General features: G+C 72.8%; 17 protein-coding genes. 13 read left to right on the plus strand and 4 right to left on the minus strand.

Annotated elements, in window-relative coordinates; all coding sequences use genetic code 11:
• The first annotated feature begins 96 nt into the window (after window positions 1–96).
• Entirely contained in the window at window positions 97–447 is a 351-nt protein-coding gene (locus CNQ36_RS32860; protein ID WP_040905338.1) for a hypothetical protein, read from the plus strand.
• 150 nt (window positions 448–597) lie between these two features.
• On the plus strand, window positions 598–2,649 hold the full coding sequence (locus CNQ36_RS32865; protein ID WP_121549364.1) for a discoidin domain-containing protein: 2,052 nt from the start codon (window positions 598–600) through the stop codon (window positions 2,647–2,649).
• Between the two features lie 8 nt (window positions 2,650–2,657).
• Here CNQ36_RS32865 and CNQ36_RS32870 read toward each other — a convergent pair whose 3' ends face one another.
• Window positions 2,658–4,244 carry a glycerol-3-phosphate dehydrogenase/oxidase gene (locus CNQ36_RS32870; RefSeq protein ID WP_121549366.1) on the minus strand — a complete coding sequence of 529 codons (1,587 nt, stop codon included), beginning with the start codon at window positions 4,242–4,244 and terminating at the stop codon, window positions 2,658–2,660.
• Window positions 4,241–4,849: a TetR/AcrR family transcriptional regulator gene (locus CNQ36_RS32875; RefSeq protein WP_121549368.1), complete on the minus strand. Its 609-nt coding sequence runs from the start codon at window positions 4,847–4,849 to the stop codon at window positions 4,241–4,243. Before CNQ36_RS32875 ends, CNQ36_RS32870 begins: the two co-directional genes overlap by 4 nt.
• 74 nt (window positions 4,850–4,923) lie before the next feature.
• Here CNQ36_RS32875 and CNQ36_RS32880 point away from each other — a divergent pair, with 74 nt between their 5' ends.
• From CNQ36_RS32880 to CNQ36_RS32920, 9 genes are all read left to right on the plus strand, one after another.
• Window positions 4,924–6,519, plus strand: coding sequence for an FAD-binding oxidoreductase (locus CNQ36_RS32880; protein WP_121549369.1), 1,596 nt, complete (start codon window positions 4,924–4,926; stop codon window positions 6,517–6,519).
• Window positions 6,520–6,578: 59 nt separating this feature from the next.
• Window positions 6,579–7,460, plus strand: a complete 882-nt coding sequence (locus CNQ36_RS32885; protein WP_121549370.1) for a diacylglycerol/lipid kinase family protein — start codon at window positions 6,579–6,581, stop codon at window positions 7,458–7,460.
• A gap of 158 nt (window positions 7,461–7,618) precedes the next feature.
• Window positions 7,619–8,056: a Fur family transcriptional regulator gene (locus CNQ36_RS32890; protein WP_004921575.1), complete on the plus strand. Its 438-nt coding sequence runs from the start codon at window positions 7,619–7,621 to the stop codon at window positions 8,054–8,056.
• 33 nt (window positions 8,057–8,089) lie between these two features.
• On the plus strand, window positions 8,090–10,321 hold the full coding sequence (gene katG, locus CNQ36_RS32895; protein ID WP_121549371.1) for a catalase/peroxidase HPI: 2,232 nt from the start codon (window positions 8,090–8,092) through the stop codon (window positions 10,319–10,321).
• 135 nt (window positions 10,322–10,456) lie between these two features.
• Entirely contained in the window at window positions 10,457–10,690 is a 234-nt protein-coding gene (locus CNQ36_RS32900; RefSeq protein ID WP_121549372.1) for a hypervirulence associated TUDOR domain-containing protein, read from the plus strand.
• 59 nt (window positions 10,691–10,749) lie between these two features.
• Complete coding sequence (locus CNQ36_RS32905) at window positions 10,750–11,037, plus strand: DUF3140 domain-containing protein (RefSeq protein ID WP_121549651.1); 288 nt, start codon at window positions 10,750–10,752, stop codon at window positions 11,035–11,037.
• A 374-nt stretch (window positions 11,038–11,411) separates the two neighbouring features.
• On the plus strand, window positions 11,412–11,660 hold the full coding sequence (locus CNQ36_RS34895) for a hypothetical protein (RefSeq protein WP_163013461.1): 249 nt from the start codon (window positions 11,412–11,414) through the stop codon (window positions 11,658–11,660).
• A gap of 79 nt (window positions 11,661–11,739) precedes the next feature.
• Window positions 11,740–12,705: a YihY/virulence factor BrkB family protein gene (locus CNQ36_RS32915; protein ID WP_121549374.1), complete on the plus strand. Its 966-nt coding sequence runs from the start codon at window positions 11,740–11,742 to the stop codon at window positions 12,703–12,705.
• Window positions 12,706–12,853: 148 nt separating this feature from the next.
• A complete protein-coding gene (locus tag CNQ36_RS32920) occupies window positions 12,854–13,294 on the plus strand; it encodes a hypothetical protein (RefSeq protein ID WP_121549375.1) in 441 nt (146 codons plus the stop codon).
• Window positions 13,295–13,374: 80 nt separating this feature from the next.
• Here the strand turns inward: CNQ36_RS32920 and CNQ36_RS32925 are convergent, their stop codons facing one another.
• Window positions 13,375–13,797: a DUF350 domain-containing protein gene (locus CNQ36_RS32925; RefSeq protein ID WP_121549376.1), complete on the minus strand. Its 423-nt coding sequence runs from the start codon at window positions 13,795–13,797 to the stop codon at window positions 13,375–13,377.
• Window positions 13,798–14,021: 224 nt separating this feature from the next.
• Here CNQ36_RS32925 and CNQ36_RS32930 point away from each other — a divergent pair, with 224 nt between their 5' ends.
• Both CNQ36_RS32930 and CNQ36_RS32935 read left to right on the plus strand, forming a co-directional pair.
• Window positions 14,022–14,378, plus strand: coding sequence for a hypothetical protein (locus CNQ36_RS32930; protein ID WP_004921560.1), 357 nt, complete (start codon window positions 14,022–14,024; stop codon window positions 14,376–14,378).
• A 167-nt stretch (window positions 14,379–14,545) separates the two neighbouring features.
• Complete coding sequence (locus CNQ36_RS32935; RefSeq protein WP_121549377.1) at window positions 14,546–15,778, plus strand: glycoside hydrolase family 16 protein; 1,233 nt, start codon at window positions 14,546–14,548, stop codon at window positions 15,776–15,778.
• Between the two features lie 81 nt (window positions 15,779–15,859).
• Here CNQ36_RS32935 and CNQ36_RS32940 read toward each other — a convergent pair whose 3' ends face one another.
• Window positions 15,860–16,987: an acyltransferase family protein gene (locus tag CNQ36_RS32940; RefSeq protein ID WP_240659507.1), complete on the minus strand. Its 1,128-nt coding sequence runs from the start codon at window positions 16,985–16,987 to the stop codon at window positions 15,860–15,862.
• Between the last annotated feature and the right edge of the window lie 123 nt (window positions 16,988–17,110).

Genomic DNA, 17,110 nt, shown 5'->3' on the forward strand with positions numbered 1-17,110 from the left:
GCAGCCGCCCTCGATGGACAAAGTTCCCATTCTTCTATGAAAAGGATGATAGTCAGAAGGGGTTCGGCCAGGCCAGTCCATGTCTAGGCTGTGCCCATGGAGCAGCGGGAGATCATGCAGCGGGGCGTCGGCATCCTGACCGAGGCCCTGGAGATGCGACGGCGACTCCGTGCGGACCCGGGCGCCGACGTGGCGCGGAACGGGGCCGTCGCCCAGCTCCTGGAGGAGATGCTGCCGCGCATCCAGCTGCCGGCCGACGCGAGCGCGCGCGAGGTGGCGGAGATCGTCACCGAGAAGCTGGGTCCCGCCATCGTGCAGATCACCTCCGCGCTCACCTTCGCCTTCGTCCAGCTCGCCGAGATCCACGACGAGGGCCGCACCGACGTCTCCTCCGCCGACGTCCTGCGCTCCATCTCCCTCCACTACGAGAGGAACGGCGAGGGGTAGCCCGAGGCGCCGCCTCCGGGCCGTACGGGGGGAACCGGACGATTCTCCGTCGTGCCGGCCCGTGCCCTTGACGTGGTGCGGGGGAGTGGCGATCCTCTGGCCATAGCTTGCGCCGGTCATGACAACTCCGTCGACGGAGGGACGTGCGTAATGGCCACGTATCGCGGACGGCGCCACGTCGCCGTCGTCTCGCTGCTCCTCCTGGTGCTGGCCGTGGCCCTCGGGCCGACGCCCACCGCCGCGGCCGGCGGCAACTGGTGGGATCCGGTGGCCCGTCCGGCGCCCGACTCCGGGATCGACGTCACCGGTGAACCGTTCAAGGGCACCAACGCCGCCGGCGAGGTACGCGGATTCGTCGACGCGCACAACCACATCATGGCCAACGAGGCCTTCGGCGGCCGGCTCATCTGCGGCAAGGCGTTCTCCGCGAAGGGGATCGCCGACGCGCTCAAGGACTGCCCCGAGCACTACCCCGACGGCTCGCTCGCCGTGTTCGACTTCATCACCAACGGCGGCGACGGCAGGCACGACCCGGTCGGTTGGCCCACGTTCAAGGACTGGCCCGCCCACGACTCCCTGACCCACCAGCAGAACTACTACGCGTGGATCGAGCGCGCCTGGCGCGGCGGCCAGCGGGTGCTGGTCAACGACCTCGTCACCAACGGCGTGATCTGCTCGGTGTACTTCTTCAAGGACCGCGACTGCGACGAGATGACGTCCATCCGGCTGCAGGCGAAGCTGACGTACGACCTGCAGGCCCACATCGACGGCATGTACGGCGGGCCGGGCAAGGGCTGGTTCCGGATCGTCACGGACAGCGCGCAGGCGCGCGACGTCGTCGCGCAGGGCAAGCTCGCGGTCGTCCTCGGCGTCGAGACCTCCGAACCGTTCGGCTGCAAACAGGTCCTGGACATCGCGCAGTGCGACGAGGAGGACATCGACGCGGGCCTGGACGAGTTGTACGCGCTGGGCGTGCGCAGCATGTTCCTGTGCCACAAGTTCGACAACGCGCTGTGCGGCGTGCGCTTCGACGAGGGGACGCTCGGTACGGCCATCAACGTCGGGCAGTTCCTGTCCACCGGCACCTTCTGGCGGACGGAGCGGTGCACGGGCCCCCAGCACGACAACCCGATCGGCCTGGCCGCCGCCCCGGAGGCGGAGAAGAGGCTCCCGGCGGGCGTGGCGGTCCCGTCCTACGACGAGGACGCCCGGTGCAACGTCCGCGGCCTGACCGCACTCGGCGAGTACGCCGTGCGCGGCATGATGGAACGCAACATGATGCTCGAGATCGACCACATGAGCGTCAAGGCCACCGGCCGGGTGCTCGACCTCTTCGAGGCCGAGTCGTACCCCGGAGTCCTCTCCTCGCACAGCTGGATGGACCTGAACTGGACCGAACGGGTCTACGGTCTCGGCGGGTTCACCGCCCAGTACATGCACGGCTCGGAGGGCTTCGTCGCCGAGGCGGACCGCACCGGGGCGCTGCGCGACGAGTACGGCGTGGGCTACGGCTACGGCACGGACATGAACGGCGTCGGCGGCTGGCCGGCCCCGCGCGGAGCGGACGCGCCCGACGCCGTCACCTACCCCTTCCGCAGCGTCGACGGCGGCTCCGTCCTCGACCGGCAGACCACCGGCGAGCGCACCTGGGACCTGAACACCGACGGAGCCGCGCACTACGGCCTCGTCCCCGACTGGATCGAGGACATCCGGCGTACCGGCGGACAGCACGTGGTGGACGACCTCTTCCGGGGTGCCGAGTCCTACCTCGACACCTGGGGGGCCTCCGAGCGGCACCGGGCCGCGGTGAACCTCGCCAAGGGCGCCCCGGCCACGGCCAGTTCGGCGGAGTGGAACCCGTTCACCAGTTACGCGCCCGGCCGGGCCGTCGACGGCGACCGGGGCACCCGCTGGGCCAGCGACTGGAGCGACGACCAGTGGCTGCGGATCGACCTGGGCGCCACCCGGCAGGTGGGGCGCGTCACGCTGGACTGGGAACGCGCGTACGCCACCTCGTACCGCGTCGAGCTGTCCGCCGACGGCACGGACTGGCGCACCGTCTGGTCCACCGCCTCCGGCGACGGCGGCCTGGACACGGCCGCCTTCACCACCTCACCGGCCCGCCATGTGCGCGTCCAGTTCCTGGACCGGGGGACCGAGTGGGGCTACTCGCTCCGTGAGGTCGGTGTGCACCCCCGCTGACACCCCGCTCAACCGCCGTGTGACGACGCCCGGTCGACGAGCCCGCGCACCGCGTCCAGCGCCGTCGCCCGGTCGGTCGGGACGAGGCCGATGCGGGTACGGCGGTCGAGGACGTCCTCCTCGTCCAGCGCCCCCTCGTGGAGCAGTGACCAGAGCAACTCGGCGCCGGTGACGGGGTACCCGGGCAGCACCGGCTCGCGCAGCCGGGCGTCCCGCGCACCGAGCGCGTGCACGGCCGGGGCCTCGGTGCCGTAGTGCCGCACGAGGCGGCGCGGCGCCGGCAGGGCGGCGAGGACGTGCGGCGGCGCGGCGCCCACCAGGGGCAGGGTCGCGGTGGGGGACGGCCCCGCCCCCAGCCCGCGGACGCGGACGGCGGCGTCGACGGCGTCCTCGGCCATCCGCCGGTACGTGGTGAGCTTGCCGCCGACGACGGTGACGACGCCCTCGGAGGAGGTGAGCACCGCGTGCCGCCGCGAGATGTCGGCGGTCCTGGGCGCCGTGCCGGGATCTCCCGCGGTGGTGTCCAGCAGGGGCCGCAGTCCGGCGAACGCGCCGACGACGTCGGCCCGGTGGACCGGTGTGTGCAGGACGGAGCACAGGACGTCGAGGAGGAAGCCGATGTCCGTCTCCGGAGGACGGGGCACGTCGGGGATGTCGCCGTCCACGGGTTCGTCGGTGAGGCCGACGTAGACCCGGCCGTCGTCCTGGGGCAGGACGAGGACGAAGCGGTTGGTCTCCCCGGGGATCGGGATGTGCAGGCCCGCGGTCAGCGGGCCGAGGCTCTCGGGGCGCAGCACCAGGTGGGTGCCGCGGGAGGGCCGGATACGGACGCCGTCGACGAGGCCGCCCGCCCAGACGCCGGACGCGTTGATCACCGCGCGGGCACGGATCTCGCCCTCCTCGCCGGTGAGTTCGTCACGGACCCTGGCCCCCGTCGAGGTCAGCTCCAGGGCCCGGACCCGGGTCAGGATCCGCGCGCCGCGCGCCGCGGCCGTACGGGCCAAAGCGGTCACCAGACGCGCGTCGTCGGTGAGCCGGCCGTCCCAGGAGAGCAGTCCGCCGCGCAGGCCGTCGCGCCGCAGGGCGGGCGCGAGATGGCGGGTCTCCAGCGCGGAGAGCCGGCGCGGCGGGGGCAGGGTGGCCCGGGCGGTGCGGGCGGCCAGCCGCAGGGCGTCGCCGGCCCGGAAGCCGGCCCGCGCGAGAGCGCCCTGACCGCGCGAGACCAGCGGGGTGAGGGGCAGCACGAACGGCTGGGCGTGGACGAGATGGGGTGCGGTGCGCTCCATCAGCACTCCGCGTTCGACCGCGCTCTCGTGGGCGACGTCGAGCCGTCCGGAGGCGAGGTAGCGCAGTCCGCCGTGGATGAGCTTGCTGCTGAAACGGGAGGTGCCGAAGGCCAGGTCGTGGGCGTCGACGGCGACCACGTCCAGTCCGCGGGCGGCGGCGTCCAGCGCGGCCCCCGCGCCGGTGGCGCCGAGACCGACGACCAGTACGTCGGCGACGGGACCGCCCACGGAGCCGGTCAGCTCACGCGCGCGCCGGGCGGCGGACAGGGACGAGGCGGGGGCGGGGCCGCCCCGGGCGTCGGCGTTCACGGCGTGAGGGTCCTCTCCAGGATGCCGCGCAGTTCGCGGAGGAAGGCCTCGGAGGCGAGGTCGGGGTCGTCCTCGTCGGTCATGGTCCGCAGGGACAGGGTGAAGGACTGCACGATCAGCAGCACCGACCGGGCCTGCCGTTCGGGGTGGCCCTCGCGCACCGAGCCGTCGGCGTGGCCCTCGCGCAGGGAGCCGGACAGCAGCTCCAGCAGGGCCTCCTGGCTGGCGCCGCGGCGGTCCAGCACGTAGGGCAGCAGCAGTTCCGGGTCCACGTCGAGGATCTTCCGGAAGAGCGGATGGGCGCGGAAGGCCCGCACCGCCGTGATCAGTCCCTCGGTGAGCATGTCGCGGGCCGTCGTCCCGGGCTCGCGCGCCGGGATCGCCCCGGTGGCGACCTCGATCCACTCCCGGGTCATCAGATCACCGACCAGCGACCGCACATCGGGCCACCGCCGGTACAGCGTCATCCGCGAGACCCCGGCGCGGCGGGCGACATCGGTGAGCGTGGTGCGGCGGACCCCGACGGCCAGGACGCAGTCCCGCACCGCGTCGAGCACCGTGTCGTTGTCCGAACCGCCGGAAGCGTTGTGACGAATAGGCGTCATGTGTCACAGTGTAACGCCAGGTGAGGCCGTCGGTCGACGGCAGCGCTCCGTTCCGACCGGTGAGGACGACAGCCATGGACATGCTGTGGAGCGGCTGGGGCGACCCGGCCGAGGCGACGCCGCTGCCCGGCACGGTGATCGGGCTGTTGCGCGATCTGCTCGGCGTCCGGCCCCGCGAGACGGCCCCCGTCGCCCTCGACGACATGGCCGTCCCCGAAAGCCCCCTGGAGCCCGCGGCGCGCCGCGCCCTGGTCGCGGCCCTGGGCGGCGACGGGACCCGGGTGCGCACCGACGCGGAGACCCGCGTCCGGCACACGCGCGGCAAGTCCACCCCCGACCTGCTGCGCATCCGCGAGGGCGACCTCGCCGACATCCCCGCGGCCGTACTGCTGCCCGCCGGACACGACGAGGTGCTCGCCGTCCTGCGGGTGTGCGCCGCACACGGCCTGCCGCTGGTGCCGTTCGGCGGCGGCACCTCCGTCGTCGGCGGACTCGCCCCCGAGCCGCGCGGCGCCTTCGTCGCCCTGGACCTGCGGCGCATGGACGCCCTGCTCGACCTCGACCCGGTCTCCCGCACGGCCACCCTGCAGCCCGGACTGCGCGGCCCCCGCGCCGAGGCACTCCTCGCCGAACACGGCTTCACCCTCGGCCACTTCCCCCAGTCCTACGAGTGGGCCACCATCGGCGGCTTCGCCGCCGCCCGCTCCAGCGGCCAGGCTTCCGCCGGGTACGGCCGGTTCGACGAGATGGTGCTGTCCCTCACCCTCGCCACCCCGGAGGGCACCCTCGACACCGGCCGCGCCCCCCGCTCGGCCGCCGGACCCGACCTGCGCCAGCTCGTCCTCGGCTCGGAGGGCGCGTTCGGCGTCATCACCTCGGTGACCGTACGGATCCGCCCTGTTCCGCGGACTTCGGTCCACGAGGGCTGGCACTTCCCCTCCTTCGAGGAGGGGACCACCGCGCTGCGCCGGCTCGCCCAGGACGGGCCCCGGCCCACCGTGCTGCGCCTGTCGGACGAGACCGAGACGTTCATCGGCCTGTCGAACCCGGAGGCCATCGGCTCCGGCGCGCCGCCGGCCGCCGGCTGCACGGCCGTCGCCGGTTACGAGGGCACGGAGGAGGACACCGCGTACCGCAGGGAACGCGCCGCGGCCGTCCTGCGCGACTGCGGCGGCACCCCCCTCGGCGAGGAGCCGGGCCGGCGCTGGGCGCACGGCCGCTACTCGGCCCCGTATCTGCGTGACGCGCTCCTCGACGCCGGGGCGTTCGCCGAGACGCTGGAGACCGCGACGTTCTGGTCCCGCGTCCCCGCGCTGTACGCCTCCGTGCGCGAGGCGCTCACCGACATCCTCACCGGGGCCGGCACCCCGCCGCTGGTCATGTGCCACATCTCGCACGTCTACGAGAACGGCGCCTCGCTCTACTTCACCGTGGTCTCGGCCCAGGGCGAGGACCCCGTCGCGCACTGGAACCGCGCCAAGCACGCGGCCAACGAGGCGATCCTCGCCGCCGGCGGCACCATCAGCCACCACCACGGGGTCGGCACCGACCACCGGGACTGGTACGTCCGCGAGGCGGGACCGCTGGGCACCGGCGCCCTGCGCGCCGTGAAGCGGCGACTCGACCCGGCGGGAGTGCTGAACCCCGGAGTCCTGCTGCCCTCCGACTGACCGGCCCCGGCCGGACCCTCACCCGTTCCCATCCCGTCGGCCCGCCCGGAGGCACACCGATGCGACAGTTCACCGCCGTCGTCAACCCCACCGCGGGAGCGGCCACCGGAGCGGCCGCGCTGCTCGCGCTGGCCCGGCACCTCCGCGAGGCGGGCGCCGAGCTGCGGACCGACTACAGCCACAGCCTGGACCACGCACGGGAGCTGGCCCGCGACGCCGGCCGGCGGGGACGGATCGTCCTCGCCGTGGGCGGGGACGGCATCGCGGGCGCGGTCGGCGGCGCCCTCAGCGGAACCGGCGCGACCCTCGGACTCGTCCCGGCCGGACGCGGCAACGACTTCGCCCGCGCCCTGGGAGTGCCCCGGGAGCCGGAGGCCCTGGCCCGCACACTGCTCCACGGGGAGCCGCGGCCGGTCGACACCGTGCAGGTCAGCTCCGCCGTCCACGACCGCGCCGTCGTTCTCGGCAGCGTGTACGCGGGGGTGGACGCGCTCGCCAACCGTCACGCCAACCGGTCCCGGCTGCTGAGGGGTTCGGCCTCCTACTACGCGGGCGGCCTGCGGGCCGTGACGACCTGGCGTCCGGCCCGCTACCGGGTCACCGTCGACGGCGAGGAGCACCCGCACACCGGGTACACGGTGGTCGCCGCCAACTCCGGCTTCTACGGATCCGGCCGGATCATCGCCCCCGGCGCCCGCGTCGACGACGGCCTGCTGGACGTCGTCATGATCCGGGAGGCGCCCCGGCGGCTGTTCTTCACCCTGATGAACGAGCTCAGGACCGGAGTCCATGTCCGCCGGCCCGAGGTGCGGATCCTGCGGGGCGCCGAGATCCGCGTCGAGGCCGACCGGGACCTCCCCTACGGCACCGACGGCGAGGTCGACGCCACCCTCCCCGTCACGGCCAGGGTCCTCCCCGGAGCGCTGCGCGTCCTGTACTGACACCCGCGCCACGGTGTGGTGGCGGTGTCACCGGCGGCTCGTCGCAGACTCAGCCCCGGACGCAACTCGGGAGCCACCCGCCGTTACCGGACAGGCCCCAAGACTGGACCCGTTCGTTCTCTGGAATTATTCGTGTCTGGGGCTCTAGGCTCACGCCCATGACCGCATCCCGGCCGCCGTCAGGCGCCGAGGAGCTGCGCGGTGCGGGCCTCCGTGCGACGGCCGCCCGCGTCGCCCTCCTCGACACCGTCCGCCAGGGCGGCCACCTCGGAGTCGAGGCGCTCGCCTCCGAAGTGCGCCGGCGCATCGGGCACGTCTCCCTGCAGGCGGTGTACGACGCGCTGAACGCGCTCACCGCGGCCGGCCTCGTACGCCGTATCGAACCGGCCGGCAGCCCCGCCCGCTACGAGGGCCGGGTCGGGGACAACCACCACCACGTGGTGTGCCGTTCCTGCGGCGCCGTCGCCGACGTCGACTGCGCGGTCGGCGACGCGCCCTGTCTGACCGCGTCCGAGAGCCACGGTTTCACCATCGACGAGGCCGAGGTCGTCTACTGGGGCCTGTGCCCCGCCTGTTCCCCCGCCCGCAGTACCTGAACTGCGCGAACCTTTTCGCCCGGAAGGACTTCCATGACCGAGAACCATGACGCGATCGTCACCGAACCCAAGGTGGAGGAGGCAGGTGGCTGCCCGGTCGCGCACGGGCGCGCCGCGCACCCCACCCAGGGCGGCGGGAACCGCCAGTGGTGGCCCGAGCGCCTCAACCTGAAGATCCTCGCCAAGAACCCGGCCGTGGCGAACCCGCTCGGCGGGGACTTCGACTACGCCGAGGCCTTCCGGTCCCTCGACCTCCCGGCGGTGAAGCGGGACATCGCCGAGGTCCTGACGACCTCGCAGGACTGGTGGCCCGCCGACTTCGGCCACTACGGCCCGCTCATCGTCCGGATGGCCTGGCACAGCGCGGGCACCTACCGCATCAGCGACGGCCGCGGCGGCGCCGGCGCCGGCCAGCAGCGCTTCGCGCCGCTCAACAGCTGGCCCGACAACGCCAACCTCGACAAGGCCCGGCGGCTGCTGTGGCCGGTCAAGAAGAAGTACGGCAAGAGCCTGTCGTGGGCGGACCTGCTGATCCTCTCCGGCAACGTCGCCCTGGAGTCCATGGGCTTCGAGACCTTCGGCTTCGCCGGCGGCCGCGCCGACGTCTGGGAGCCGGAGGAGGACGTCTACTGGGGTCCCGAGTCCACCTGGCTCGGCGACGAGCGCTACACCGGCGACCGCGAGCTGGAGAACCCGCTCGGCGCGGTCCAGATGGGCCTCATCTACGTCAACCCGGAGGGCCCCAACGGCAACCCGGACCCGATCGCCTCGGCCCGCGACATCCGTGAGACGTTCCGCCGGATGGCGATGAACGACGAGGAGACCGTCGCCCTCATCGCGGGCGGCCACACCTTCGGCAAGACCCACGGCGCCGGGCCGGCCGACCACGTCGGCCCCGACCCGGAGGCCGCCGGCTTCGAGGAGCAGGGCCTGGGCTGGAAGAACACCTACGGCACCGGCAAGGGCGGCGACACGATCACCAGCGGTCTGGAGGTGACCTGGACCAACACGCCGACCACCTGGGACAACAGCTTCTTCGAGATCCTCTTCGGCTACGAGTGGGAGCTGTTCAAGAGCCCCGCGGGCGCCAACCAGTGGCGGCCCAAGGACGGTGGCGGAGCCGGCACCGTGCCCGACGCCCACGACGCGTCGAAGAGCCACCAGCCGACCATGCTGACGACGGACCTCGCGCTCCGCTTCGACCCGGTCTACGGCCCGATCTCCCGGCGCTTCCTGGAGAACCCGGACCAGTTCGCGGACGCCTTCGCCCGCGCCTGGTACAAGCTCACCCACCGCGACATGGGCCCCAAGTCGCTCTACCTCGGCCCGGAGGTCCCCGCCGAGACGCTGCTGTGGCAGGACCCGCTGCCGGAGCGGACGTACGACCTCGTCGACGCCGCGGACGTCGCCGGTCTGAAGGAGCAGGTCCTCGCCTCGGGCCTGTCCGTGTCGGAACTGGTGTCGACGGCATGGGCGTCGGCCTCCTCCTTCCGCGGCAGCGACAAGCGCGGCGGCGCCAACGGCGCCCGCATCCGCCTGGAGCCGCAGCGCGGCTGGGAGGCCAACGACCCCGACCGCCTCGCGACGGTGCTGCGCACCCTGGAGGGCATCCAGGAGTCCTTCAACGCCGCGCAGTCCGGCGGCAAGCAGGTCTCGCTCGCCGACCTGATCGTGCTCGCCGGCGCCGCGGGCGTCGAGAAGGCCGCCAAGGAGGCGGGCGTCGAGATCGCGGTGCCGTTCACGCCGGGCCGGGTGGACGCGTCGCAGGAGCAGACCGACGTGGAGTCGTTCGCCGCGCTCGAGCCGGCCGCCGACGGCTTCCGCAACCACCTCGGCAAGGGCAACCGCCTGCCGGCCGAGTTCCTGCTGCTCGACAGGGCCAACCTGCTGACGCTGAGCGCCCCCGAGATGACCGTCCTCGTCGGCGGCCTGCGGGTGCTGGGCGCCAACCACGCGCAGACCGCACACGGCGTGTTCACCACGGCCCCCGGCACGCTCACCAACGACTTCTTCGTCAACCTGCTCGACCTGGGCACGGCGTGGAAGGCGACGTCCGAGGACCAGACCCTGTTCGAGGGCCGTGACGCGGCCACCGGCGAGGTGAAGTGGACCGGCACCCGTGCCGACCTCGTCTTCGGCTCCAACTCCGAGCTGCGCGCGCTCGCCGAGGTCTACGCGAGCGACGACGCGAAGGAGAAGTTCGTGGCGGACTTCGTCAAGGCGTGGGACAAGGTCATGAACCTGGACCGGTTCGACCTCGTCTGATCTTCGCGCCCCGCCGCTGATCCGGGCCGGCCCCCGCGGGGGCCGGCCCGGACGTGCGTCGCCCCCGGGATGCGCCCCGGCCGCCGTGGCATCAGGGTGGAACCGGACCGGCCACCACCGAAGGAGGCGCTGGGAATGAGCAAGGGAAGCGACCGCGGAAAGAACCTCCGCGAGGGCGACGAGGTCGCCTGGAGCAGCCACGGCAGTGAGACGAAGGGCAAGGTCGAGAAGAAGCTCACCGAGCGCACCGAGGCGGCCGGACGGAAGGTCGCCGCCTCGGAGGAGGAACCTCAGTACAAGGTGCGCAGCGAGAAGTCGGGCAAGTCGGCGGTCCACAAGCCCTCCGCGCTCAAGAAGAAGAACAAGTGAGCGCGGCGGAGGGCGCACGCCAGGACGAGACCTGGGACGAGTTCCGCGAACTGGTCAACATGAAGCCCGCCGAACTGGAGAAGTGGCTGGGCACGGACGAGTCCCGCGGCGCGGGACAGCACGAGGACGGCGGCGAGTCCACCGGCCACGCGTCCGGCCGCCGCATCGTCGGCATCCTCCGCACAGGGAGGAAGGACCTCTCCGACGACGACTACGCGCACATGCGCAAGGTCGTCGGCTACATCCGCCGCCACCTCGCCCAGCGCCCGTCCGGCGACGTACGCGACACCCGCTGGCGCCACTCGCTGATGAACTGGGGACACGACCCGCTCGGCGACGGGACCTGACACCCCTCCCCACGTGCGCCGGCACCGTGCGGGGGTGGTGCGCGCCGGTGCACCCGGTGCCGTTGTCGTCGGCCGGTGAAACCAACCACCGCGTGCCGCCGCAGTGTTGTGCTCACCGCTCTCACCACGGCGACCGCCGCCGCGTGCGGCGGACGGCGCCGGCGGCCCGCCGCACCCACGCAGGACGAGCCGTCGGGGGGACCGGGCCTGGACCCGCGGACGGAAGTCGGGCAGCAGTGGGGACGCCTCACCTCGTGGCTGCGGCGCCACGCGCCCGCCACCCACGCCCGGCTCCGCCCGCCGGTGACCCCCGAGGCGCCCGCCCGGCACGAGCGGCGCATCGGCAGGCCGCTCCACGACGACCTGAAGGCGTTGTGGGAGTTGAACGAGGGGGCGCCTACCTGTTCGGCTTCCCCGGCTTCCTCGACGGCTGCGCGCCACTGAGCATCGACGGCTCGTTCCTCTGCCACCCGCTGGAGCGCGCGGGGGAGTGGGGCTGGGAACCGGCGCGGGTCCCGTTCGCCTGCGACGACCCGGCCGACCCGTACCCACGTGGCCGACCGCATGTGCGGGCGCGCACCTCCCCGCCGGCTCCGCCACGGCCCCGTGCACGCCCGGTGTGACGCGACAGGAGGTGTGACGGGAGGAAATGGGGCCATCAATGAGGGGAGCAGAACCAGTCGAGGCGAGGAGCGTGCGCCCATGGGAACCGTCGTCCGTGTCCCGCAGACCCGGGACATGATCGGAGAGGAACTCTCCGGAGACGAGGCGTTCGCCGCGCTGCGGCACTACGGGAGCCTGCGGCTGCTGACCGACTCCTTCGCCCGCTTCCGCTTCGCCGACGGTTTCACCAACGCCCGCGCCCTCGCCTTCCAGTTCGTGCTCGGCCTGGTGCCGTGCACGGTGGCGCTGGTCGGGCTCGCGACCTCCGTGCACACCGAGAGCGTGGGCCGCGTCATCGAACTCACTCTCGGCCGGATCGTGCCCGGTACCGGCGCCGGGCTCGTCGAGGACGCCCTCGACGGGACCCGGCGCAGCGCCCACGACGACTTCGCCGGCCCGCTCGCGCTGTGGCTCGGCCTCGGCTTCGCCCTGCTGAACCTCGCGTCCGCCATGGGGCAGATCGAGCGGGGAGCCAACCGCATCTACGGGATCGAACGCGACCGCCCGCTCCCCCGCAAGTACGGCAGGGCCGTGGTCCTGGCGCTCACCGCGGGCCTGCCCCTGGTCCTCGGGTTCGTCGTGCTGGTCGCCGGTGACGCGGTGACCGACGCGGTGGTCGAGGTGGCCGGGGACCCGGACGGCGGCCCGGGGTGGTGGACCGCCCTGGAGCTGCCGCTGGGGCTGGCGCTGGCGTGGGTCGCCTCGGCGGTGATCTTTCGCTGGTCGCCCCGGCGGACCCAGCCCGGCTACACCTGGCTGGCCTTCGGTTCTGCCGTCCACCTCCTGCTGTGGGTGACGGCGACATGGCTGCTCGCCCTGTACGTCAAGGGCAGCGGGGCGTTCGGCGCCCTCTACGGGCCGCTCACCGCCGTCATCGCGCTGCTGCTGTGGGCCTACCTCACCGCCGTCGCCCTCTTCCTGGGCATCGCCTTCGCGGCCCAACTGGAGGCCGCGCGCGCCGGAGTCGGCGAGGCGGTGCGGCCGGACCCGGGACCGGGCGGCTGACCTCGAATCCGGACACGCCGGAGCGGGAACAGGGCGCGCCGCCGACGCATTGTCAGTATGAGGTTGCACAATAATCAGAAAAGGAGATCAACTCCGGGGCCGTGCTGGGTAGACGGTCTGGTGTCCCGGCTCCGGAAAGGTCCTGCTGATGCTCGCCACCGTCGACCGCCCCACGACCCTCGTCGCGCTGCCCACCGCCCGCGGCCGGCGCTCCCGGAGTGCCGCCGCCCCGGTCCCGGCCGTCCGGCCGGCGGGCGCCGCCACCGATGTGCTGCGCATCATCGCCGACCCGCGCACCCCCACCTACGTCACGGTGCACGCGAGCGGCCGCCGCCGGTACAGCTACTGGCGCCCGCTCGACTCCACCACCGGCGCGGGCGGTTGCTACGCCTCCCTGCCCACCGCCGAGTGCGACGCACTGCACGAGGCCGGGCGGATCACCCTCGGCGAGCCCGTGGTGGACCCCCACCGCACGACGTACCGCGTCAGCACGGCCACCCGCGTCCAGCCCGCCCCGGTCCGCGGCACGGCGCGGGAGGGCTCCCGGGTGCGCGAGGCCTCCCGCCGGGAGGGCTTCCGGGTCGCGTAGCGCGTCGACGGGCCGGACCGGGGCGGTACGGTCCGGCGTCAGCCGGCTCGCGACGCCCCGGCGCCCGGGCCGGTAGCGGGTCAGGCGATGGAAGCCGAGATGATCGCCGACACCGCGAGGTTGCAGGACGCCGTCACCCAGACCGCCGGGTGGGGTTCGGGCTCGACCAGCGTGGCGCCCAGGCGCCCCGGCGTGATCAGGTCGACCACCAGGAACGCCAGGGCCATCATCACCAGGCCCAGCAACCCGAACGTCGCGGTCGACGCGAGTCCCTTGCCGAAGTCCTCGTACGTCGTCCAGATCGACGTGAACACGATCCCGCCGATGCCGAGCAGCGAGGAACTGAGGACCACGGCGGCGTTGCGGTTGCGCTCCTGCCAGATCTGCCTGCCGAGTTTTCCGGGCGTCAGCACGTCGACCAGCACGATGCCGAGAACCAGCAGGACCAGTCCGAGTGCGCCGTAGGCGGTGGCCCGGCCGAGTCCGTTGACGATGTCGCACATGGGGTTGCCGGCTCCGTAGCGTTGGGGATCGTGAGTGATCGCGGTCAAGGGCGAGCAAAAATGTAGCGCACCCGTTCGACGCCTTGAGCTGGTGCCCCGTCATGTCCGGCTGCCGGGGGCGTCCGCGGTGGCCGCGGCACGGCCGCGGCGTCGACGGCGAGTCATGCCCGCGCGTATCCGGGGCATCAGGAATCCATCGGACGGACGGAGAAGGGGAACCAGCCATGAGCAGGGGCAGTCGCACTCTCACCGTCATGTACGCAGCCGTCGCCCTCTGGCTCTCCTTCTGCACCGTACGCACCTGGGGCACCGTCCCCGCCTGGACCACCCTCGCCATGGCGGTCGCCTCCCTGGCGCCGGTGATCGGTGTGGTCCGGGAGACCGTCGTCGCCGACGAGCGCCGCACCGTCGCCGTCCTCCGGGAACGGGAGGGCCGTCGCGCGGCGTGGCGCGACGCGGCGGCCGCCGCGCTCGCGCGGGCCGAGGTGGAGGCGGCGTGCTGCGAACGCTGGTGGACCTCGTGTGCGACGTCGCACGACCCCGGCTGCGCACACCGGACCTCCCGGGGCACGACGGCGTGAACCGGGGCTCTGCCCCGGCCTGAGTCCCGGCCGTCGAATCCTGGTACGTACCAGGGTCTTGACGCCCTCTTATCTCACTTCTTAAATCAAGTGGTTGCACCTACTTGCCCCCCACAACCTCGGTCGGCGCACCCGCACACCGGGTCGCCGTACGGAAAGGGAGAGCCATGTCCTCTCCGCGCAGACTCCGCAGATGGCTGATCGCCGCCGTGTCGGCCGCGCTGGTCGCGTCCGCCGCGGCCGGCACCGCGAAGGCGGAACCGGCGGACGCCACCGCCGCGGCGGCCGTGACCTTCTCGGACACCTTCGACGGCCCCGCGGGCGCCGCCGTCGACTCCTCGAAGTGGCAGATCGAGACCGGCGACAACGTCAACAACCACGAGCGGCAGTACTACACGTCCGGCAACAAGAACGCCGCCCTGGACGGCCAGGGCCATCTGGTGATCACGGCCCGCAAGGAGAACCCGGCCAACTACCAGTGCTGGTACGGAACCTGCCAGTACACCTCGGCACGGCTCAACACCTCGGGCAAGTTCACCGCGCAGTACGGGCACGTCGAGGCCCGGATGAAGGTGCCGCGCGGACAGGGCATGTGGCCCGCGTTCTGGATGCTGGGCACTCCGGTCAACTGGCCGGACTCGGGCGAGATCGACATCATGGAGAACGTCGGCTTCGAACCCTCCACGGTGCACGGCACCCTCCACGGCCCCGGCTACTCCGGCTCCGGCGGCATCGGCGCCGGCTACACGCTGCCCGGCGGCCAGGCCTTCGCCGACGCCTTCCACACCTTCGCCGTCGACTGGGCCCCCGACTCGATCACCTGGTCCGTGGACGGGAACGTCTACCAGCGGCGCACCCCCGCCGACCTCGGCGGGAAGCAGTGGGTGTTCAACAAGCCGTACTTCCTGATCCTCAACCTCGCGGTGGGCGGCTACTGGCCGGGCGACCCGGACGGCTCCACCGTCTTCCCCCAGCAACTCCTGGTGGACCACGTGTCGGTGACGACGAGCGACTCCTCGACGGGCGGCGCGATCCGCGGCCTGGCCGGCAAGTGCGTCGACGTCGCGGGCGCCAACACCGCCAACGGCACGCCCGTACAGCTCTACGACTGCAACGGCACCGCCGCCCAGAACTGGACCGTGGGCGGCGACGGCACCCTCCGCGCCCTCGGCAAGTGCCTGGACGTCGCCTCCGGCGGCACGGCCGACGGCACCCCCGTACAGCTGTGGGACTGCAACGGCACCGCCGCCCAGAAGTGGGTCGTCACCGGGGCGCGCGACATCGTCAACCCGCAGGCCGACAAGTGCCTGGACGTGACCGGCAACAACTCCGCCAACGCCACCCGCCTGCAGATCTGGACCTGCTCGGGCGGCGCCAACCAGAAGTGGACCGTGGGCTGAACCCGTGAGGCGCCCCCGCTCGCCGAGCCCGGCGAGCGGGGGCGTCGGCGACCGTCCGGGCGGCGGCCGATCGTCCCCCGGTCAGCGCCTGAACGCCCAGTGCGGCTTCGGCTCGACCGCCCAGTGGAAGACCCGCCTCACCGGCGCCGTGCACAGCACCGTCACGATCACGGCGGCGACCACGGTGACGGTGATCTCGCCGAGCGGGCGGTACAGCCACTCCGGGTCGTACCAGCCCCAGTACTTGCTGACCTGCGCGACGAAACCGTGCAGCAGGTAGCCGTACATCGTGGCCGCGCCGAGGGCCGTGAACCAGGTGCGCCGGCCCGGCACCCAGGCCAGGAAACAGGCGACGAGGACCAGCGCGCAGCCGAACAGCAGCAGCGTCATCAGGGGGCCGTACCAGGCGGGCGCGGACAACTCCTGTGCGCTGTCGCGGTGGTAGAGCCAGCCGGACGTCACCCGGGGGACCGCCCAGTACGCCAGGGCCAGCGCACCGGCGAACACCGGTACGGCCAGCACCCGCACCCGGCGGCGGCGCACCATCCGGAAGTGCTCGGAGCGCAGGCAGAGACCGAGCACGAAGTACGGCAGGAACTGCAGGGTGCGCTGTATGTCCAGGTCCTCGCCGAGCGAGGGGGACACGGTCGCCAGCATGGCGACGACGAGCGCGAGCGGAACCGGCCACCGCACGAGCTTCCACAGCGGCGTGGTGAGCCGCCAGACGAACAGCGCGGCCAGGAACCAGGTCAGGTACAGCGGCTCCAGCAGAGTGACGGGGCGGTCGGGCACGCCGTCCGTCCACCGGGTGAAGAAGGTGTAGGCCGTCTCGAACACGACGTACGGCAGCGCGACGCCGGTGACCAGCCGCTTGACCCGCTCCGGGCTGCCGTCGAAACCGCGCGAGTGGTACCCGGCGAGGACGATGAACGCGGGCATGTGGAACGCGTAGACCAGCAGGTACAGCGCGCTGACGGCCCGGCTGCCGTCGCGCAGCGGCTCCCAGGCGTGCCCCACCGCGACCAGCACGATCGCCAGGTACTTGGCGTTGTCGAAGAACGCGTCACGACGTGGCGCCCGCCGGGAGACGTCGTCGCCGCCGGCGGGCGCCTCCCGCTCCGGCCCGGTCGCGTCGTCGGCCCCGGCGGGGCGCGACGCGGCGAGAGGTCTGGCTGGGGAGGCGGCGGCGGGGACGCGGGGCGACGACATCCCAGCCGCCTCACCCGTCCCGCGGGGGGTTAAACCTGTGATCCGATCGGCAGCTGAGCCGATTTTGCCTTTCTTTTGCCATCGGGGAACCTGGCCGCCACGGTGTCCGTTTGACCGGACGAA

Origin of the sequence: Streptomyces fungicidicus (assembly GCF_003665435.1) — a bacterium.
In the GTDB taxonomy this organism is placed as follows: Bacteria; Actinomycetota; Actinomycetes; order Streptomycetales; family Streptomycetaceae; genus Streptomyces; species Streptomyces fungicidicus.